The 15,811-nt window shown below is 71.2% G+C and carries 17 protein-coding genes; 6 read left to right on the top strand and 11 right to left on the bottom strand.

Translation table 11 applies throughout. From position 1 onward, the window contains the following. Positions 1-28: 28 nt before the first annotated feature. The 8 genes from IE325_RS33345 to argH form a co-directional block, all read right to left on the bottom strand. Positions 29-979: a VWA domain-containing protein gene (locus tag IE325_RS33345; protein WP_190073856.1), complete on the bottom strand. Its 951-nt coding sequence runs from the start codon at positions 977-979 to the stop codon at positions 29-31. Further along, positions 943-1,170: a hypothetical protein gene (locus tag IE325_RS33340; RefSeq protein WP_190073855.1), complete on the bottom strand. Its 228-nt coding sequence runs from the start codon at positions 1,168-1,170 to the stop codon at positions 943-945. The genes IE325_RS33345 and IE325_RS33340 overlap by 37 nt, the downstream gene beginning before the upstream one ends. Positions 1,171-1,198: 28 nt before the next feature. Further along, positions 1,199-2,107, bottom strand: a complete 909-nt coding sequence (locus tag IE325_RS33335; protein ID WP_190073854.1) for a DUF58 domain-containing protein — start codon at positions 2,105-2,107, stop codon at positions 1,199-1,201. Further along, complete coding sequence (locus IE325_RS33330; protein ID WP_190073853.1) at positions 2,104-3,090, bottom strand: AAA family ATPase; 987 nt, start codon at positions 3,088-3,090, stop codon at positions 2,104-2,106. The genes IE325_RS33335 and IE325_RS33330 overlap by 4 nt, the downstream gene beginning before the upstream one ends. Positions 3,091-3,153: 63 nt before the next feature. Next, the gene (locus IE325_RS33325; RefSeq protein ID WP_190073852.1) at positions 3,154-4,683 is read right to left on the bottom strand and encodes an MFS transporter; all 1,530 of its coding nucleotides are present in this window, start codon (positions 4,681-4,683) and stop codon (positions 3,154-3,156) included. Next, complete coding sequence (locus IE325_RS33320; protein WP_190073851.1) at positions 4,680-5,246, bottom strand: TetR/AcrR family transcriptional regulator; 567 nt, start codon at positions 5,244-5,246, stop codon at positions 4,680-4,682. Before IE325_RS33320 ends, IE325_RS33325 begins: the two co-directional genes overlap by 4 nt. An 85-nt stretch (positions 5,247-5,331) precedes the next feature. Beyond that, the gene (locus IE325_RS33315; protein ID WP_190073850.1) at positions 5,332-6,303 is read right to left on the bottom strand and encodes an aldo/keto reductase; all 972 of its coding nucleotides are present in this window, start codon (positions 6,301-6,303) and stop codon (positions 5,332-5,334) included. 159 nt (positions 6,304-6,462) lie between these two features. After that, positions 6,463-7,887: an argininosuccinate lyase gene (gene argH, locus IE325_RS33310; RefSeq protein ID WP_190073849.1), complete on the bottom strand. Its 1,425-nt coding sequence runs from the start codon at positions 7,885-7,887 to the stop codon at positions 6,463-6,465. 187 nt (positions 7,888-8,074) lie between these two features. Here argH and IE325_RS33305 point away from each other — a divergent pair, with 187 nt between their 5' ends. The 6 genes from IE325_RS33305 to IE325_RS33280 all read left to right on the top strand — a co-directional run bounded on the left by IE325_RS33305 (position 8,075) and on the right by IE325_RS33280 (position 13,553). Further along, positions 8,075-8,998: a hypothetical protein gene (locus IE325_RS33305; protein WP_190073848.1), complete on the top strand. Its 924-nt coding sequence runs from the start codon at positions 8,075-8,077 to the stop codon at positions 8,996-8,998. Between the two features lie 128 nt (positions 8,999-9,126). Beyond that, positions 9,127-9,714, top strand: coding sequence for a pyridoxamine 5'-phosphate oxidase family protein (locus IE325_RS33300; protein WP_190073847.1), 588 nt, complete (start codon positions 9,127-9,129; stop codon positions 9,712-9,714). A 3-nt stretch (positions 9,715-9,717) separates the two neighbouring features. Further along, entirely contained in the window at positions 9,718-10,419 is a 702-nt protein-coding gene (locus IE325_RS33295) for a L,D-transpeptidase family protein (protein ID WP_190073846.1), read from the top strand. A gap of 90 nt (positions 10,420-10,509) precedes the next feature. Continuing rightward, positions 10,510-11,892 carry a ferredoxin reductase family protein gene (locus tag IE325_RS33290; RefSeq protein ID WP_190073845.1) on the top strand — a complete coding sequence of 461 codons (1,383 nt, stop codon included), beginning with the start codon at positions 10,510-10,512 and terminating at the stop codon, positions 11,890-11,892. A gap of 100 nt (positions 11,893-11,992) precedes the next feature. Next, the gene (locus IE325_RS33285; protein ID WP_190073844.1) at positions 11,993-12,757 is read left to right on the top strand and encodes an FMN-binding protein; all 765 of its coding nucleotides are present in this window, start codon (positions 11,993-11,995) and stop codon (positions 12,755-12,757) included. Between the two features lie 55 nt (positions 12,758-12,812). Next, entirely contained in the window at positions 12,813-13,553 is a 741-nt protein-coding gene (locus tag IE325_RS33280; protein ID WP_229912187.1) for an FAD:protein FMN transferase, read from the top strand. A gap of 123 nt (positions 13,554-13,676) precedes the next feature. Here the strand turns inward: IE325_RS33280 and IE325_RS33275 are convergent, their stop codons facing one another. The 3 genes from IE325_RS33275 to argB all read right to left on the bottom strand — a co-directional run. Further along, positions 13,677-14,219, bottom strand: coding sequence for an arginine repressor (locus IE325_RS33275; protein ID WP_190073843.1), 543 nt, complete (start codon positions 14,217-14,219; stop codon positions 13,677-13,679). Positions 14,220-14,238: 19 nt separating this feature from the next. Then, a complete protein-coding gene (locus IE325_RS33270) occupies positions 14,239-15,426 on the bottom strand; it encodes an acetylornithine transaminase (RefSeq protein ID WP_190073842.1) in 1,188 nt (395 codons plus the stop codon). Continuing rightward, on the bottom strand, positions 15,423-15,811 hold a 389-nt coding region (argB, locus tag IE325_RS33265), incomplete at its 5' end, for an acetylglutamate kinase (protein ID WP_190073841.1). The genes IE325_RS33270 and argB, both read right to left, overlap by 4 nt.

Below are 15,811 nucleotides of genomic sequence, written 5' to 3'. Positions count from 1 at the left end.
TGCTCCTCGGTCTGTCCGGTCGGTGAGCTCATGGCAGGCGTGAGAACCACAGCAGTGACATCGCGGCCGCGACCAGCGCGGTGACGAGCCCGCCGGCCACGAACCACTGCCAGATCTCGCGTTGCTCGGTGCGGTGGCCGACGGAGCTGCCGATGTCGTCGTACACGGCCTCCAGTTCCGCTCCGGAGGCGGCCTCGTGGTAGTCGCCGCCGGTGCGGTTGGCGAGGTCCTCCAGGGCAGGGCCGTCGACGGGGACGCGCAGGACGTTGCCGCCCGGCAGTTCGACGATGCCGTCCTCGGTGCCGTAGGCGATCGTCGAAACGGGGATGCGGTCGGCGGCGATCTCCTCGGCCGCCGACTCCACCGAACGTCCGGAGGTGTTGGCGCCGTCGGAGAGCAGGACGACATGGGCGGGCGGCGGGTCGGTCTCGGCCTGCCGGTCCAGGCGTCGGATCGCGTCGCGCGAGGCGATGACCGCGTCGCCGATCGCGGTGGCCTGGCCGGGGGTGAGCGTCTCGATGGCCCGGCGCAGCACCTCGCGGTCGGTGGTGGGCGGGACGGCGACGGTCGTGGTGCCGCTGAAGGGGACGAGGCCGACGTTGAAGCGTTCGGGCAGCCGGTCGACGAAGGTCAGGGCGGCACGCTTGGCGGCCTCCATGCGGCTGGGTTCGACGTCGGTGGCCTCCATGGAGCCGGAGACGTCGAAGGCGACCATGATGGTGGCCCGCTCGCGCGGCACCTGGACGTCTGCCGTGGGCCGGGCGAAGCCGACGACCAGCAGCCCGAGGGTGGCGCAGAAGACTCCGGCGGGCAGGTGCCTGCGCCAGCCGGGCCGGGTGGGTGCCACCTTGTCCAGCAGGTCGAGATTGGTGAACCGGACGGCATACCGACCACGCCCGCGCTGCGAAAGGACATACGCCCCGATCAGCACGGCCAGCGGCATCAGGAGCAGCAGCCAACCCGGCGAACGCAGACCCATGACTCCTCCTCTCCCCCACCGAGCAGGTGCCCGCGCCAGCCCGGCCGGCTGGGAGCCACCTCCTCCAGCAGGTCGAGATTGGTGAACCGGACGGCGCACCGGCCACGCCCGCGCTGCGAAAGGACATACGCCCCGATCAGCACGGCCAGCGGCATCAGGAGCAGCAGCCAACCCGGCGAACGCAGACCCATGACTCCTCCTCTCCCCCACCGGCAGGTGTCACGCGGCACCGCCTCCCCCGCGGCGCCGCTGGTCCTCGACGTACCGGACGACGTCCCGGACCCAGTCCCGGTCGGTGCGGAGCCTGAGGTGTGCGGCGCCCGCGCGGCGGATGGACTGCTTGATCAGGGCCCGTTGCTCCAGCGCGGCGGCGGCGTAGCGGTCGCGCAGGCCGCGGACGTGGGTGGGGATCTCGCGCCGACGTCCGGTCTCCGGGTCGACGACCGTGAGCAGGCCGACGTCGGGCAGCTCCAGCTCGCGCGGGTCGACGGTCTCGACGGCGAGGACCTGGTGGCGCTGGGCGACGGTGCGCAGGGGCTGCTCCCAGCCGGTCTCGAGGAAGTCGGAGACGACGGCGACGAGGCCGGGCGCGGGCAGCACCCGCAGCGCACGCAGGGCGTCGGCCAGCGTGTGCTCGGGGACGCCGGGTGCCACCCGCGGCCGGTCGAGGGCGGCGCGCAGGATCGTGAGCAGCTGCCGCCGCCCGGTGCGGGGCGGGATGCGCCGGATGCCGTAGGGCCCGGTGAGCTGCGCGCCGAGCCGGTTCCCGGCGCGCTCGGTGAGGAACGCGACGGCCGCCGCCGCGCCCACCGCGAGGTCCCGTTTCTCCATCCGTGCGGTGCCGAAATCCATGCTCGCGGAGGCGTCCAGCACGATCCAGGTGGTGAGTTCGCGGTCGGCGAGGGTGAGGCGGACGTGCGGGACGGTGGTGCGGGCGGTGGCGTTCCAGTCCATCCGGCGGACGTCGTCGCCGATGACGTACGGCCGGGTCTCCGCGACCTCACCGCCGGGGCCGGGCAGCAGCGAGGAGTGATCGCCCTGGAGGAGGCCGTGCGGGTGCCGGGTGAACAGCAACTCCAGGTGTTTCAGGGCCTGTTCGGGGGTGAGTTCGCTGAGGGTGGGGGTCATGCCACGGCCTCCTCGGCGGCCTGGCGCGGGCTGATCCGGGGCCGCTGCACGGCGGCCAGGACCTCGTCGACGATCTCGCCGGGGGCGATGCCGTCGGCGAGCGCGTCGAAGGAGAGCACCAGGCGGTGTGCGATGACCTCGTGGGCCAGGTCGCCCACGTCCTCGGGGAGCACATAGCCACGGCCGCGCAGCAGCGCGAGCGCGCGGGCGGCGGCGACCAGGCCGAGGGTGGCGCGCGGTCCGGCGCCGTGCGCCAGCCGGCTCTCCGGCCCGGCGAGTTCGCGGGTCGCGAGGACCAGCCGTACGGCGTACTCGGCGACCGCGTGATGCACGAACACCTCGTCCGCGGTGCGCTGGAGGGCGACGAGGCTCTCAGGGGTGAGGATCCGGCGCGGGCTGGGCGGGTCGACGCTCATCCGGTAGAGGATGGCGAGTTCCTCCAGCTCGGTGGGGGCGGGCACCTCCACCTTGAGCAGGAAGCGGTCGCGCTGCGCCTCGGGGAGCCGGTAGACGCCCTCGGACTCGATCGGGTTCTGGGTGGCCAGGACCAGGAAGGGCTCCGGTACGGCGAGGGTCGTACCGCCGATGGAGACCTGGTGCTCGCCCATCACCTCCAGGAGCGCGGACTGCACTTTGGCGGGGGCGCGGTTGATCTCGTCGGCGAGGACGACGTTGGCGATCACCGGGCCCGGCTCGATGTCGAACGCCTCCTGGGAGGGGCGGTAGATCCGGGTGCCGGTGATGTCGGAGGGGACGAGGTCCGGGGTGAACTGCAACCGGGCGAAACGTCCGCCGGCGACCTTCGCGAGGGTCTTCGCGGCGAGCGTCTTGGCGACGCCCGGTACGCCCTCCAGGAGGCAGTGGCCTCTGGCCAGGACCGCGGTGAACATGCGCTCCACCATGCGGTCCTGGCCGACTATGACTCGCTTGACTTCGAAGAGGGCCTCTTCGAGGTGGTTGCCCTCGGGGGGTGCGGGGGTCATGCCCTCAAGGGCATCAGGTGGGGGCGAAAAGGGGCCTAAAGCCGACTGCGAGGGGCCGGCTGCTCAAGAAGCGGCGTTGTCCAGCCGTTGCCCGCGAAGCAGGAACCATGCCGCCACCGCCGCCGCGAGCAGTACGGCCGCCCCGGCTCCCGACGCGATCGCCAGGCCGTCGACGAAGGACCCGCGGGCCGCGTCCAGCATCGCCTCCGACGTCTGCGCCGGCATCCCCGCCGCCGCCTCCACCGCGCCGCCCAGCGACTCGTGGGCCTCCGCCGGAGTACCCACCGGGCCGGTGAAGTCGCGGTACACGCCGGTCACGATCGAGCCGAGCACCGCGATACCGAGCGCCGCGCCGAGTTCGTACGCCGTCTCCGACACCGCGGACGCCGCACCCGCCTGCTCCTTCGGTACGGAGGAGAGGATCACGTCGGACGTGACCGTGAAGGAGAAGCCCGCGCCGATGCCGACGACCAGGAGGGCGGCGCCGAGCAGGGGGTACCCCGTCGAGCGGTCGATCACCGTGAGCACGGCCAGCGCGAGGCCGATCGCCGCGAGACCGCCGGAGACCACGGCCCGTACCGAGAAGCGGCGGGCCACACGACCGGCGATCAGACCGGCCACGACCGCGCCGATCGCGGCGGGCAGTTCGGCGAGACCGGCCTCCAACGGGCCCCTGCCCTGCACGAGTTGCAGGAACTGGGAGAGGAAGAAGACCAGGCCGGACAGGCCGAGGATGGTCAGCAGGTCGGCCAGCACCGCACCGCTGAAGCCGCGCCTGCGGAACAGCCGCATGTCCAGCAGCGGGGTCGGCAGGGTGAGCTGGCGGCGTACGAAGCCGTAGAGCGCGGCCGCGCCCAGCAGGCCCGCGGCGACCGTGACCCAGGTGAAGCCGTGCGAGGCCGCCTCCTTGACGGCGTACACCACGGCGATCATGCCGACCAGCGACAGGGCGACGCTGATCATGTCCCAGGGGCCGGGGTTCGGGTTGCGCGACTCGGGCAGCTGCTTGATGCCGACGAGGACGAGGACCGCCATCACGGGCAGGTTGATCAGGAAGACCGAGCCCCACCAGAAGTGTTCGAGCAGGAAGCCGCCCACGATCGGGCCGACGGCCGTACCGGCGGACGCGGTCGCGCCCCAGATGCCGATGGCGAGGCTGCGTTCGCGCGGGTCGTGGAAGAGGTTGCGGATCAGGGCGAGGGTGGCCGGCATCAGGGTCGCGCCCGCGACACCGAGCAGCGCCCGGGCGACGATCATCATCTCCGGGGTCGTCGCATACGCGTTGAGCACGGACACCGCGCCGAACGCCGTGGCGCCGACCAGCAGGATCCGCTTACGGCCGATGCGGTCGCCGAGGCTGCCCATCGACACGAGCAGACCGGCGATCACGAACGAGTAGACGTCGCCTATCCACAGGAGCTGGGTGCCGGAGGGCTTCAGGTCCTCGCTGATGTAGGGGGTCGCGAGACCGAGGACGGTCGCGTCGACGGCCACCAGCAGCACGGCGAGCACGAGGACGGACAGCGCCAGCCAACGGCCGGGGCGCTTCGTCACCGCCTCGGTCGTGGTCGTCGGCTGCAGGGTGCTGGTCATGATTCCTCTCTCGGTTGTGCGGGATGACGCAGTGCGCCGCCGAGCAGCAGCTCGGCGATCATGTAAGTGAAGTCGTTGCGGGCGACCCGGCCCTCGGAGACCGCCCAGGCCCCGGAGGCGAGCAGGCCGTAGAGGGCCTCGGTGAGCCAGACCGGGCTGAGGTCGATGCGGAACTCACCGCTCTGCTGGCCGCGCCGGAACAGCGCGGCGATGCGCTCGTCGATGCGCGCCCAGCCCGCGTTCTGCTGCTCGCCCTCGAACAGCTGGTTCTCCGTGTAGAGGAACGCGAGCAGCGCGGCCGCGGACTCGATCTCGCGGACCAGCCGGTGCACGGCGTCCCGCGCCGGCCCCTCGTCCAGGCGGGCCGCGTCCAGCGCGGCCTCGCACTCGGCGATACCGAGCGACTCCAGGGCCCGCACCAGCGCGTCGCGCCCGGCGAAGTGCCGGTGCAGCGTGGCGCGGCTGATCCCGGCGGCCTTGGCGACCTCGTCCATGGTCGCGGTGGCTTTGCGGGTCAGCAGGGCCGCGGCGGTGCGCAGCACGTGGTCAGGGTCGACAGCCATGAGACAAGAGTAGCGCATGTGAGACATGATTGTCTCACCCTGGGCGTGCGTGACTCATAGCCGCTGGTCAACGGGGTCTACGTCGTCAGTGCCAGGGCAGCTGCCCGCGCCGCTCCCAGTACGCGCCCGGCTCCTCCACCAGCGCGGCGAGCCGCTCCAGCTGGGCCTCGTCGAGGTCCACGGCGGCGGCGTGCAGATTGGACGCGAGCTGTACGGCCGTCGCGGCGCCGGAGAGGACCACACCGGCCCAGGGCTGACGCAGGACCAGGGCGAGGGCGACGGCGTCGCAGCCGAGCTGTGTCTCCTCGGCCACGGCCTTCAGCGCGTCCGGCGCGTACGGGTCCGCGAGCCGCCCGTTGGCCATGCCCTCCTTGACGATCACGGTGAGCCCGGCGTCATGGGCCTCGGCGAGGGCGGGGGCGGCCGAGGTCTCCAGGGCGTTGTACGTCGACTGGACGGTACGGAAGAGGGGCTCGCCGTCGACGGTCACCGCGAGGGCGGCACGGATCGCCGCCGCTTGGGCGGGGCCGCTGGTGGAGAAGCCGATGGTCGTACCCTGAGCGGCGGCTTCCGCGAGCCTGGCGTGGAGTTCCTTGTCGGTGAGGGCGGGGCTGTCCGGGGTCACCGAGTGGATCTGGTAGAGGTCGAGGCGGTCGCCGAGGAGGGCGTCGGACTCGGCGCGCTGACGTTCGTAGGCCGCGAGGCTGTGGTCCTTGACCTCGTGTTTCTCGGCGTCGGTGGTCCAGCCGGCGGTGTAGGTGTAGCCCCACTTGCTGCCTACGACGATGTCGTCCAGGTCGGGGCGGGCGTTCAGCCAGTCCGCGAGGAACTCCTCGGAGCGGCCGTAGGAGCGGGCGGCGTCGAAGTAGCGGACACCCTGGGCGTAGGCGGCGTCGAGGAGTTCGTGGGTGCGGGTGCGGAGCGCTTCGACGCTGCGGTTCTCTCCGAGGTCTTCGTCTCGGCCCAGGTTGATGTAGCCGGGGCGGGCGATCGCGGCGAGGCCGAGGCCGATGTGGCAGGTGGGGGTTGTCGCTGTTGCCAGTCGGGCGAAGGGCATCTCGGGCTCCGTTCGGTCGGCTCCGTTACGGCTTGCGACCAACGTAACCCGTGATGACCTTCGCCCTAGGGGTTGGGTTGTGCGGTGGTTTGGCGACTTGCGGTCTGTGGGGGTTGCTCGCGCCCACGAGGGCCGCAAATCGATACAGACCCGCGCCCCTTAAGCGCGATTCGCCCACCGGTGTTGAGCCGCCACGTCCGTCTTCACCTCGGCCAGTTGGACCGCGACCGCGCTCGGCGCCGTACCGCCACGGCCGTTCCTGGAAGCCAGCGCACCCGGCACGTTGAGCACCGTCCGCACCTCCGGCGTCAGATGGGCGCTGATCTTCGCGAACTGCTCGTCCGTCAGCTCGTCCAGCTCCTTGCCCTCCCCCTCCGCGACCTTCACGCACTCACCGGCCACCTCGTGCGCCACCCTGAACGGGACGCCCTGCTTGACCAGCCACTCGGCGATGTCGGTGGCGAGGGAGAAGCCGGCCGGGGCCAGTTCCTCCATGCGCTCGCGGTTGACGGTGAGGGTGGCCATCATGCCGGTGAAGGCGGGGAGCAGGACCTCCAGCTGGTCGCAGGAGTCGAAGACCGGCTCCTTGTCCTCCTGGAGGTCGCGGTTGTAGGCCAGCGGGAGGGCCTTGAGCGTGGCCATGAGGCCCGTCAGGTTGCCGATGAGGCGGCCGGACTTGCCGCGCGCCAGCTCCGCGATGTCCGGGTTCTTCTTCTGCGGCATGATCGACGAGCCCGTGGAGAACGCGTCATGCAGGGTCACGAAGGAGAACTCCTTCGTGTTCCAGATGATGATCTCCTCGGCGATCCGGGAGAGGTTGACCCCGATCATCGCCGTGATGAAGGCGAACTCCGCGACGAAGTCACGGGACGCCGTGCCGTCGATCGAGTTGGCGGCCGACCCGTGCTCGAAACCGAGGTCCTTGGCCACCGCCTCCGGGTCCAGACCGAGGCTGCTGCCCGCCAGGGCGCCCGAGCCGTACGGCGACACCGCCGTGCGCTCGTCCCACTGACGCAGCCGCTCGGCGTCCCGGGACAGGGACTGCACATGGGCCAGGACGTGGTGGGCGAAGAGCACCGGCTGGGCGTGCTGGAGGTGGGTGCGGCCGGGCATCGCCACGTCCGGGTGGGCCTCGGCGAGGCCGATCAGCGCGTCCTGGAGGTCGGCGATCAGGCCGCCGACGATGCGGGCGTGGTCCCGGAGGTACATCCGGAACAGGGTGGCCACCTGGTCGTTCCGGGACCGGCCCGCGCGGAGCTTGCCGCCGAGGTCGGGGCCGAGGCGCTCCAGGAGGCCCCGTTCCAGGGCGGTGTGGACGTCCTCGTCGGCGATCGTGCCCACGAAGGAGCCGTCCGCCACATCGGCCTCCAGCTGGTCGAGCCCGCCGATCATGCGCTGGAGTTCGTCCTCGCTGAGCAGCCCCGCCTTGTGCAGCACGCGCGCGTGCGCCCGCGAACCCGCGATGTCGTACGGCGCAAGACGCCAGTCGAAGTGGACGGACGCGGACAGCTTGGCCAGGGCCTCGGCGGGACCGTCGGCGAAACGTCCGCCCCAGAGCCGTACGTCACCGCTGTTGCTGCTCACTCGCTGTGCTCCTCGGGAGGGTCTGGGCATCGACCTGCATGATTATGCAGACCTCTGCATGATTCGTCAATTTGAGCGCCCTTTGAACGCGAGAAAACGCTTTCCCGTACTTCTCGCCGAACGCAAGCGCCGCGTTCATGAACGACGACCACTTAACGACACCCCCGAACCCGAGTGAGGCATCCGCATGTCCAGGGCTCTTCCGAAGTACAACAAGCGCCGCGTCGCATTCATCGGTGGCGCCGCCGCGGTGGCGCTGTCCGGCACGGTGATCGCCGGGTTCGCGCTCGCCGGGGAGACGTCCCAGAAGAGTGCCACCAACGCCCGCACGCTCGCCGGACCCGGCACCATCTCGTGTCCGGACGTCACCGGCCAGCTGCCCGCGATCCCCGCGTCGGCGCAGGCCGAGGTCGACCGCAACCTCGCCCAGCTCCAGACGCAGATCAGCGAGGCCAACCAGCGCCTCGTCGACACGGTCGGCCAGGGCGGCCCGAACTTCGTCCAGAACGCCATCCTCGGCCCCCTCGAAGACAAGCGGGTCGCCGCCCTCAACCGCATCGAGACCGCCATCGGGCGCGCGGCCGCCAAGCCGGAAGGGCTGGAGGCGTTCGCCGCGTGCTCGCTCAACGCCGACGGCGGTGGCACGGAAGCGGGCGCAGGCGCAGGAGCGGAAGCCGGTGCGGGTGCCGGTGCCGGTGAGGAGGCGGAAGCCACGCCGAGCGAGACGGCCGCGGACGAGGCGGGCGGCGCCGCGGGCGAGGAGGCCGGGGACGCCGGGGACGCCGGGAACGCCGCCGGTGACGCGGGCAACGCCGGTGTCGGCGCGATCTCCTGCCCGGACGTCACCGGCCAGCTGCCCGCGATCCCGGCGTCGGCGCAGGCCGAGGTCGACCGCAACCTCGCCCAGCTCCAGACCCAGATCAGCGAGGCCAACCAGCGCCTCGTCGACACCGTGGGCCAGGGCGGCCCCAACTTCGTCCAGAACGCCATCCTCGGCCCCCTGGAGGACAAGCGCGTCGCCGCCCTCAACCGCATCGAGACCGCCATCGGCCGAGCCGCCGCGAAGCCCGAGGGGCTGGAGGCATTCGCCGCCTGCACGCTCACCCAGTGACGTGACAGGCAGCCAGAGCCGCCCCGTTGGCACGCCGGCCGGGGCGGCTCTGGTGACGCCGGACAGCCGCCAAATGGACCCGGCAATTCCTTAGACAGGCGAACGATCGCCGCGCATACTCGGTTGACGTGGGAAAAACTTACGAACGCATAGACGGCAGGCTCCGCGCCTTCATCGAGGAGCAGCCGCTCTTCTTCACCGCGACCGCGCCCCTGTCCGGCGACGGCACGGTCAATCTCTCCCCCAAGGGCCTCAAGGGCTCCTTCGTGATCCTCGACGAACTCACGCTCGCCTACCTCGACTTCGCGGGATCCAACGCCGAGACCATCGCCCATCTGCGGGAGAACGGCCGGATCACCCTCATGTGGTGCGCCTTCCAGGGGCCGCCCAACATCGTCCGGGTGCATGGCCGCGGGGACGCCGTCTTCCGTGACGACCCGCGGTTCGAGGAGCTGCTCGGTCACTTCCCCGACATCGACACCTCCCTGCACGGCCTGCGCGCGATCATCGTGGTGCGGGCCGAACTCGTCCGGGACTCCTGCGGGTACGCGGTGCCCTTCATGACGTACGACGAGGACCGCGATCTGCACGGCAAGCGGTTCGCGCGGGAGGACGACGAGTCGCTCAGCGCCTACTTCGCCAAGAAGGAACACATCGCGACGAGCCTGGATGGCCTACCCGGGCTGCCGTTGCCGTTGCCGCCGTCTAGCGTCTGAGCCATGCGCCCCGGTGTCATCGCCCTCGTGTCCGCGTCCCTTCTCGTCCTCGGTGCCGCGCCCGGCGGCGCGCCGCCGAAGCCGCTGCCCGCGCGGATGGCCGACACCGGGGGCGGCAGCCAGCTGATCACCGCCGTGGCGCCGAGGGCCGGCTCGACGTCGGGGACGGTCACCTGGTGGGACCGGGCGGGCGGGCGGTGGGTGAAGGCCGGTTCGGCGCCGGCACGCTTCGGGGCGAAGGGGCTCGTCGAGGGCACCAAGCGCAGACAGAGCACCAACACGACCCCGGCGGGGCTGTACGGGCTGCCGTACGCCTTCGGCATCGAGAAGGCGCCGCGCGGGACGACGTACAAGTACCGCCGTGTCCACAAGGACTCCTGGTGGTGCCAGGACAACCGCTCCCGGGTCTACAACCGGTGGAGCGAGCCGCGGGCCCGCGACTGCCGGGCCGCCGAGTCCGAGCACCTGGTCTCGTACGGGAAGCTGTACGCGCACGCCCTCGTCATCGGCTTCAACTACCAGCGTCCGGTGAAGGGCCGCGGCGCCGGGATCTTCCTCCATGTGAAGGGGCGCGGGGCGACGGCCGGTTGTGTGTCGGTGTCACGGGACGCGATGCGGCGGATCCTGAAGTGGGCCGAGCCGCGGCGCAGACCGCACATCGCGATCGGCACCGTGAGCGGGGCGACCGCGGTGACCCGGTACTGAACGCACACCACTGAACACACGGACCTCCCCGCACGTATCTCTGGGCCAAGGGACCACGCCACCCCCCTTGCTCCCGTTCCCGGAGGAACCGTGACCACCACGCTCGCGAGCGGCCGTGCCGCTCGACGCCAGACGATGCGCCGCATTCGACCGCGCCGCTCCCCGGCCGTTCCGCTGGTCGTCGCCCTATGGGCGGGCGCGGCGGCGGTGCTGTGGCTGTGGTGGGACAACACGCCGTCCCTCGCGGACAACACCGCCAAGATCCTCGCCGCGGGCCGGATCACCGGTCTGCTGGCCGGCTATCTGATGGCGCTTGTGGTGCTGCAGATGGCGCGGGTGCCCGCGCTGGAGCGGCGGGTGGGCTCGGACCGCGTCGCCCGCTGGCACGCGATGTCCGGCCGGTACACGGTCTGCCTGGTCATCGCCCATGTCTTCCTCACCATGTGGGCGTACGCGCTCCAGGCCGGCAAGACGCTCGGTGACATCGTCCAGCAGACCATCGACTCGGTGAACACCCTCCCCGACATGGGCAAGGCGGCCATCGGCACCGGGCTGCTGTTCCTCATCGCGCTCATCTCGATCGGTGGCGTCCGCCGCCGGATGCCGTACGACACCTGGTACCACGTGCATCTGCTGACGTACGCGGCCGTGTATCTGACGTTCTGGCACCAGATCACCACCGGCAACGAGTTCGCCGTCGAGCCCGCCGCGAAGACCTTCTGGTACGGGCTGTACGGCGCCGTCACGGCCGCGGTGCTCTGGTACCGGGTCATCACGCCGGTCCGCCTCAATCTGCGCCACCGGATGTATGTCGAGGCGGTCATCGAGGAGACGCCGGGCATCGTGTCCGTGCTGATCGGCGGGCGCAAGCTGCACCGCATGGGTGCTCAGGCCGGTCATTTCTTCCGGTGGCGGTTCAAGGCGCCGGGCATGCGGTTCAGCTCGCATCCGTACTCGCTGTCGGCGGCTCCCCGCCCCGACATGCTGCGGATCACGGTCAAGGCGATCGGCGACCACACCTCCCGGCTGCGTGACCTCAGGCCCGGCACCAAGGTGTGGGCCGAGGGCCCCTACGGCGCCATGACCGCCCAGCGCCGCAGCCGCGGCAAGGTGCTGCTGGTGGCGGGCGGGGTGGGCATCACTCCGATGCGGGCACTGTTCGAGACGCTGCCCGGCGCGGCCGGCGACATCACCCTGCTCTACCGGGCCAACAGCACCCAGGACCTGGCGCTGTGGGACGAGCTCGCGGCCATCGCCGACGAGCGCGGTGCCCGGCTGATGTACGCGGTCAACAGCCCGGACGGCGAGCGGCCCGACATCTCCGCGGAACGGCTGAGGCAGAAGCTGCCCGACATCGACGACCACGACGTGTTCATGTGCGGGCCGGCCGGTTTCGCGCAGTCCGTCTACGAAGCACTGCGCGGCGCGGGTGTGCCTGCCCGCCGTATCCATCACGAGTCGTTCGAGATGTGAGCGACGGGACGTCGAGCCCCCGAATCCCTTACTTCCCGACTTCCCGACTTCCCGACTTCCCGACTTCCCGACTTCAAAGACTTCAGGAGCTGTAGAAGCCATGAGGAAGAGTCACCCCATCCGGCGTGTCGTGCTGGCCGGCGCCGCCACCGTCTCCGGGATCGTGCTGCTGCTGTCGCTGAAGCCGGCCTCCGACCCGGGTTCCGCCCAGGCGGCGGGCGTGGGCGCACCGCCGGCGGCCTCGGCCCAGGGTGGCGCCCAGGAGGCCGGGGCCGGCACGGTCACCGGTGACGCGGCGCAGACCCAGTACGGGCCCGTGCAGGTGCGGCTGACCGTGGCCAACGGGAAGATCACCAAGGCGGAGGCCGTCCAGGCGCCCAAGGGCGGCCGGAGCGACCAGGTCACCGCCGACGCCGTACCCAAGCTCAACCAGGCGGTGGTCGCCGAGCAGAACGTCGACATCGACGCGGTCTCCGGGGCCACCTACACCAGCGCCGGCTACAAGAAGTCCCTCCAGTCGGCGATCGACAAGGCGCAGGCGAACGGGGGCTCGCAAGGGTCCGGTTCGCAGGGTTCGGGCGGCGCCGCACAGGCCCGTACCGTGACCGGCGGTGTGGCCCAGACCCAGTACGGGCCGGTCCAGGTCCGTATCACCGTCAGCGGCGGGAAGATCACCAAGGCCGAGGCGGTGCAGACGCCCAAGGGCGGCCAGAGCGACCAGGTCACCGCGAACGCCGTGCCGAGGCTCAACCAGGCTGCCGTGGCGGCGGGCAGCGCCAATATCGACGCGGTGTCCGGGGCCACGTACACCAGCGCCGGCTACAAGGAGTCGTTGCAGTCCGCGCTGGACCAGGCCGGTGGCTGACACGGTGGCGGAACCGACAGAAGCTCCCGCCGCGGCACGTCATGCGGAGGAGGTCATGGGGACGGTCTTCTCCCTCGACGTCCGCGGCGGGGATCCGGATGCGGTGCGGGCGGCCCTCGAAGAGGCGGTCGCCGGGCTGCACCGGGTCGACGAGCTGTTCAGCACCTACCGCGACGACAGCGAGATCTCCCGGCTGGCGCGCGGCGAGCTGACCATCGACGACTGCTCCCCCGAGGTCGCCGAGGTCCTCGACCTGGGCGCCGAGGCGGAGCGGCTCAGCGAGGGCTGGTTCAGCACGACGTACGAGGGCCGCTTCGACCCGACGGGCATCGTCAAGGGCTGGTCGGTGGAGCGCGCGGCCCGCCGACTGGCGGACGTCCCCGGTGTGACGGGCGTCAGCGTGAACGGCGGCGGCGACGTACAGCTGCTGGGCGTACCGGGCTCCCAGCGCCCGTGGCGGGTGGGCGTGTCCGACCCGCTCCGCCCCGGCGGCCTCGCGGCAGTGATCTCGGCGGCGGGGCTGAACGAGCTGGCGGTGGCGACATCCGGTACGGCCGAGCGGGGCGCCCACATCGTCGACCCCCGCACCGGCCGCTCAGCGGTGACGGACCTGGTGGCGGTGACGGTGGTGGCCCCTGAACTGACCTGGGCGGACTGCTGGGCCACGGCGGCTTTCGCGATGGGCTCACGGCAGGGTTTGCGGTGGCTGGAGTCGCTGCCGGGGGTGGAGGCGCTGCTGATCACGGCGGGGGACGAGGTGCGGTGCACCGGGGGGTTGGCGGCGCGGTTGGGCTGAGGCGCGGCGCCGGGCAGGACAACGCCCTAAGGGGCGCGGGGCTGTGTCGATTTGCGGCTCCGCCGCGTGGGCGCGACCAGCCACGACCCACCCGCGGCCGGCCAACAACCCGCGCCACCCCACTCAGTGCCCGTTCTGAGCCAGCCTCAACAAATGATCGGCCAATGCCTGACCCCCCGTAGGATTCCGGCTGATCAACAGCAACGTGTCATCCCCGGCGATCGTCCCCAGAATGTCCTGCAGCTCAGCCTGATCGATCGCCGACGCCAAGAACTGCGCCGCCCCCGGAGGGGTACGCAGGACCACGAGATTCGCAGAGGCCTCGGCAGAGATCAGCAGCTCCTGCGACAGCCGCCGCATCCGCTCTTCCTTCGCCGACTCCCCGAGCGGTGCCCGAGGGGTCCGGAAACCCCCCTCGCTCGGCACCGCGTAGATGAGGTCACCGTCGTTGTTGCGGATCTTGACCGCGTTCAGCTCGTCCAGGTCCCGGCTGAGCGTCGCCTGCGTGACGTTCAGCCCGTCGTCGGCGAGCAGCTTCGCCAGCTGGCTCTGCGACCGCACCGGCTGCCGGTTGAGGATGTCCACGATCCGGCGGTGGCGCGCGGTGCGGGTCTGCGGCACGGCAGGCCCGGCCCCGTTGTGGTCATGGTCCTGCGCCTGACTCATCGTCGTCTCATTCCCCGGATCATCCTTCCCCGTCGGCCACGTCAAGGATGCCGGGAAGCGCCTGGAGAAGCGCCTCCACCTCGTCGTCGGCGAGGTTCAGCGACGGCATGAGCCGTACGACATCGGGGGCGGGCGCGTTCACCAGGAAACCGGCGTCCTGAGCCGCCTGCTGCACCTTGGCGGCGAGTGGCTCGGTGAGCACCATACCCAGGAGCAGACCCGAGCCCCGGACATAATCGATCAACGGGTGGCCAAGACCCTCGATCCCGTCGCGCAACTTCTCGCTCTGCCGCTTGACGTTCTCCAGCAACCCGTCGTTCGCGATCGTGTCGAGCACGGCAAGACCGGCCGCGCACGCGACGGGGTTCCCGCCGAAGGTCGTCCCGTGGTGACCCGGCCGCAGCAGCTCCGCGGCCCGCCCGAAGGCGACCGTCGCGCCCAGCGGCAGCCCGCCGCCGAGCTGCTTGGCGAGGGTGACGACGTCGGGCAGTACGCCCTCGTGGGCCTGGTACTCGAACCAGTGCCCGGTGCGGCCGATGCCGGTCTGCACCTCGTCGAGGACGAGCAGCGCCCCCGTCGAGGCCGTGATGGCCCGCGCCGCCTTCAGATATCCGGCGGGCGGCACCACGACACCGAGCTCGCCCTGGATCGGCTCGATGATGACCAGAGCCGTCTCGTCCGTCACGGCCGCGGCCAGCGCCTGGGCGTCACCGAACGGCACATGAGTGACGTCACCGGGCAGCGGCAGGAACGGCTCGCGCTTGCCGGCCTGGCCGGTCATCGCGAGGGCGCCCATGGTGCGGCCGTGGAAGGCGCCCTCGGTGGCGACGACGTGGGTACGCCCGGTCAGCCGGCCGATCTTGAACGCGGCCTCGTTGGCCTCGGCGCCGGAGTTGCAGAAGAAGACCCTGCCGTCCCGGCCGAAGAGCTCCAGGAGCCGCTCGGCGAGGGCGACGGTGGGCTCGGCCATGAAGAAGTTGGAGATATGGCCGAGGGACGCGATCTGCCGGCTCACGGCGTCGACGATCGCGGGGTGGGCGTGGCCGAGCGCGTTGGTCGCGATGCCGCCGACGAAGTCGAGGTACTGCCTGCCGTCGGCGTCCCAGACCTTCATGCCCTCACCGCGGACGAGAGGGATGCGCGGGGTGCCGTAGTTGTTCATCAGCGAGCCCTGCCACCGCTGGGCGTACTCCTGGTTCCCGGTCATTCCGCGTCCCCCTCCGGCGCGTCCGGCACGACCATCGTGCCGATCCCTTCATCCGTGAAGATCTCCAGCAGGATCGAGTGCTGGACCCGGCCGTCGATGACCCGGGCCGTGGTCACACCGTTGCGCACGGCGTGCAGACAGCCCTCCATCTTCGGCACCATGCCGGAACTGAGCTCCGGCAGCAGCTTCTCCAGCTGCGCGGCCGTCAGCCGGCTGATCACCTCGTCGCTGTTCGGCCAGTCCTCGTAGAGGCCCTCGACGTCCGTGAGGACCATGAGCGTCTCGGCGCCCAGCGCGGCAGCGAGTGCCGCAGCCGCCGTATCGGCATTGACGTTGTAGACATGTCCGTCGTCCTGGCTGCGGGCGATCGAGGAGACGACCGGGA

The organism is Streptomyces lanatus (assembly GCF_014655715.1).
GTDB lineage: Bacteria > Actinomycetota > Actinomycetes > Streptomycetales > Streptomycetaceae > Streptomyces > Streptomyces lanatus.
This window is presented reverse-complemented; position numbering and strand designations above follow the sequence as displayed.

Bases quoted from the DNA above. Each gene is read 5' to 3' on its own strand.
- IE325_RS33345 (WP_190073856.1), bottom strand. From the start codon at position 979: ATGGGTCTGCGTTCGCCGGGTTGGCTGCTGCTCCTGATGCCGCTGGCC.
- IE325_RS33340 (WP_190073855.1), bottom strand. From the start codon at position 1,170: ATGGGTCTGCGTTCGCCGGGTTGGCTGCTGCTCCTGATGCCGCTGGCC.
- IE325_RS33335 (WP_190073854.1), bottom strand. From the start codon at position 2,107: ATGACCCCCACCCTCAGCGAACTCACCCCCGAACAGGCCCTGAAACAC.
- IE325_RS33330 (WP_190073853.1), bottom strand. From the start codon at position 3,090: ATGACCCCCGCACCCCCCGAGGGCAACCACCTCGAAGAGGCCCTCTTC.
- IE325_RS33325 (WP_190073852.1), bottom strand. From the start codon at position 4,683: ATGACCAGCACCCTGCAGCCGACGACCACGACCGAGGCGGTGACGAAG.
- IE325_RS33320 (WP_190073851.1), bottom strand. From the start codon at position 5,246: ATGGCTGTCGACCCTGACCACGTGCTGCGCACCGCCGCGGCCCTGCTG.
- IE325_RS33315 (WP_190073850.1), bottom strand. From the start codon at position 6,303: ATGCCCTTCGCCCGACTGGCAACAGCGACAACCCCCACCTGCCACATC.
- IE325_RS33305 (WP_190073848.1), top strand. From the start codon at position 8,075: ATGTCCAGGGCTCTTCCGAAGTACAACAAGCGCCGCGTCGCATTCATC.
- IE325_RS33295 (WP_190073846.1), top strand. From the start codon at position 9,718: ATGCGCCCCGGTGTCATCGCCCTCGTGTCCGCGTCCCTTCTCGTCCTC.
- IE325_RS33285 (WP_190073844.1), top strand. From the start codon at position 11,993: ATGAGGAAGAGTCACCCCATCCGGCGTGTCGTGCTGGCCGGCGCCGCC.
- IE325_RS33280 (WP_229912187.1), top strand. From the start codon at position 12,813: ATGGGGACGGTCTTCTCCCTCGACGTCCGCGGCGGGGATCCGGATGCG.
- IE325_RS33275 (WP_190073843.1), bottom strand. From the start codon at position 14,219: ATGAGTCAGGCGCAGGACCATGACCACAACGGGGCCGGGCCTGCCGTG.
- IE325_RS33270 (WP_190073842.1), bottom strand. From the start codon at position 15,426: ATGACCGGGAACCAGGAGTACGCCCAGCGGTGGCAGGGCTCGCTGATG.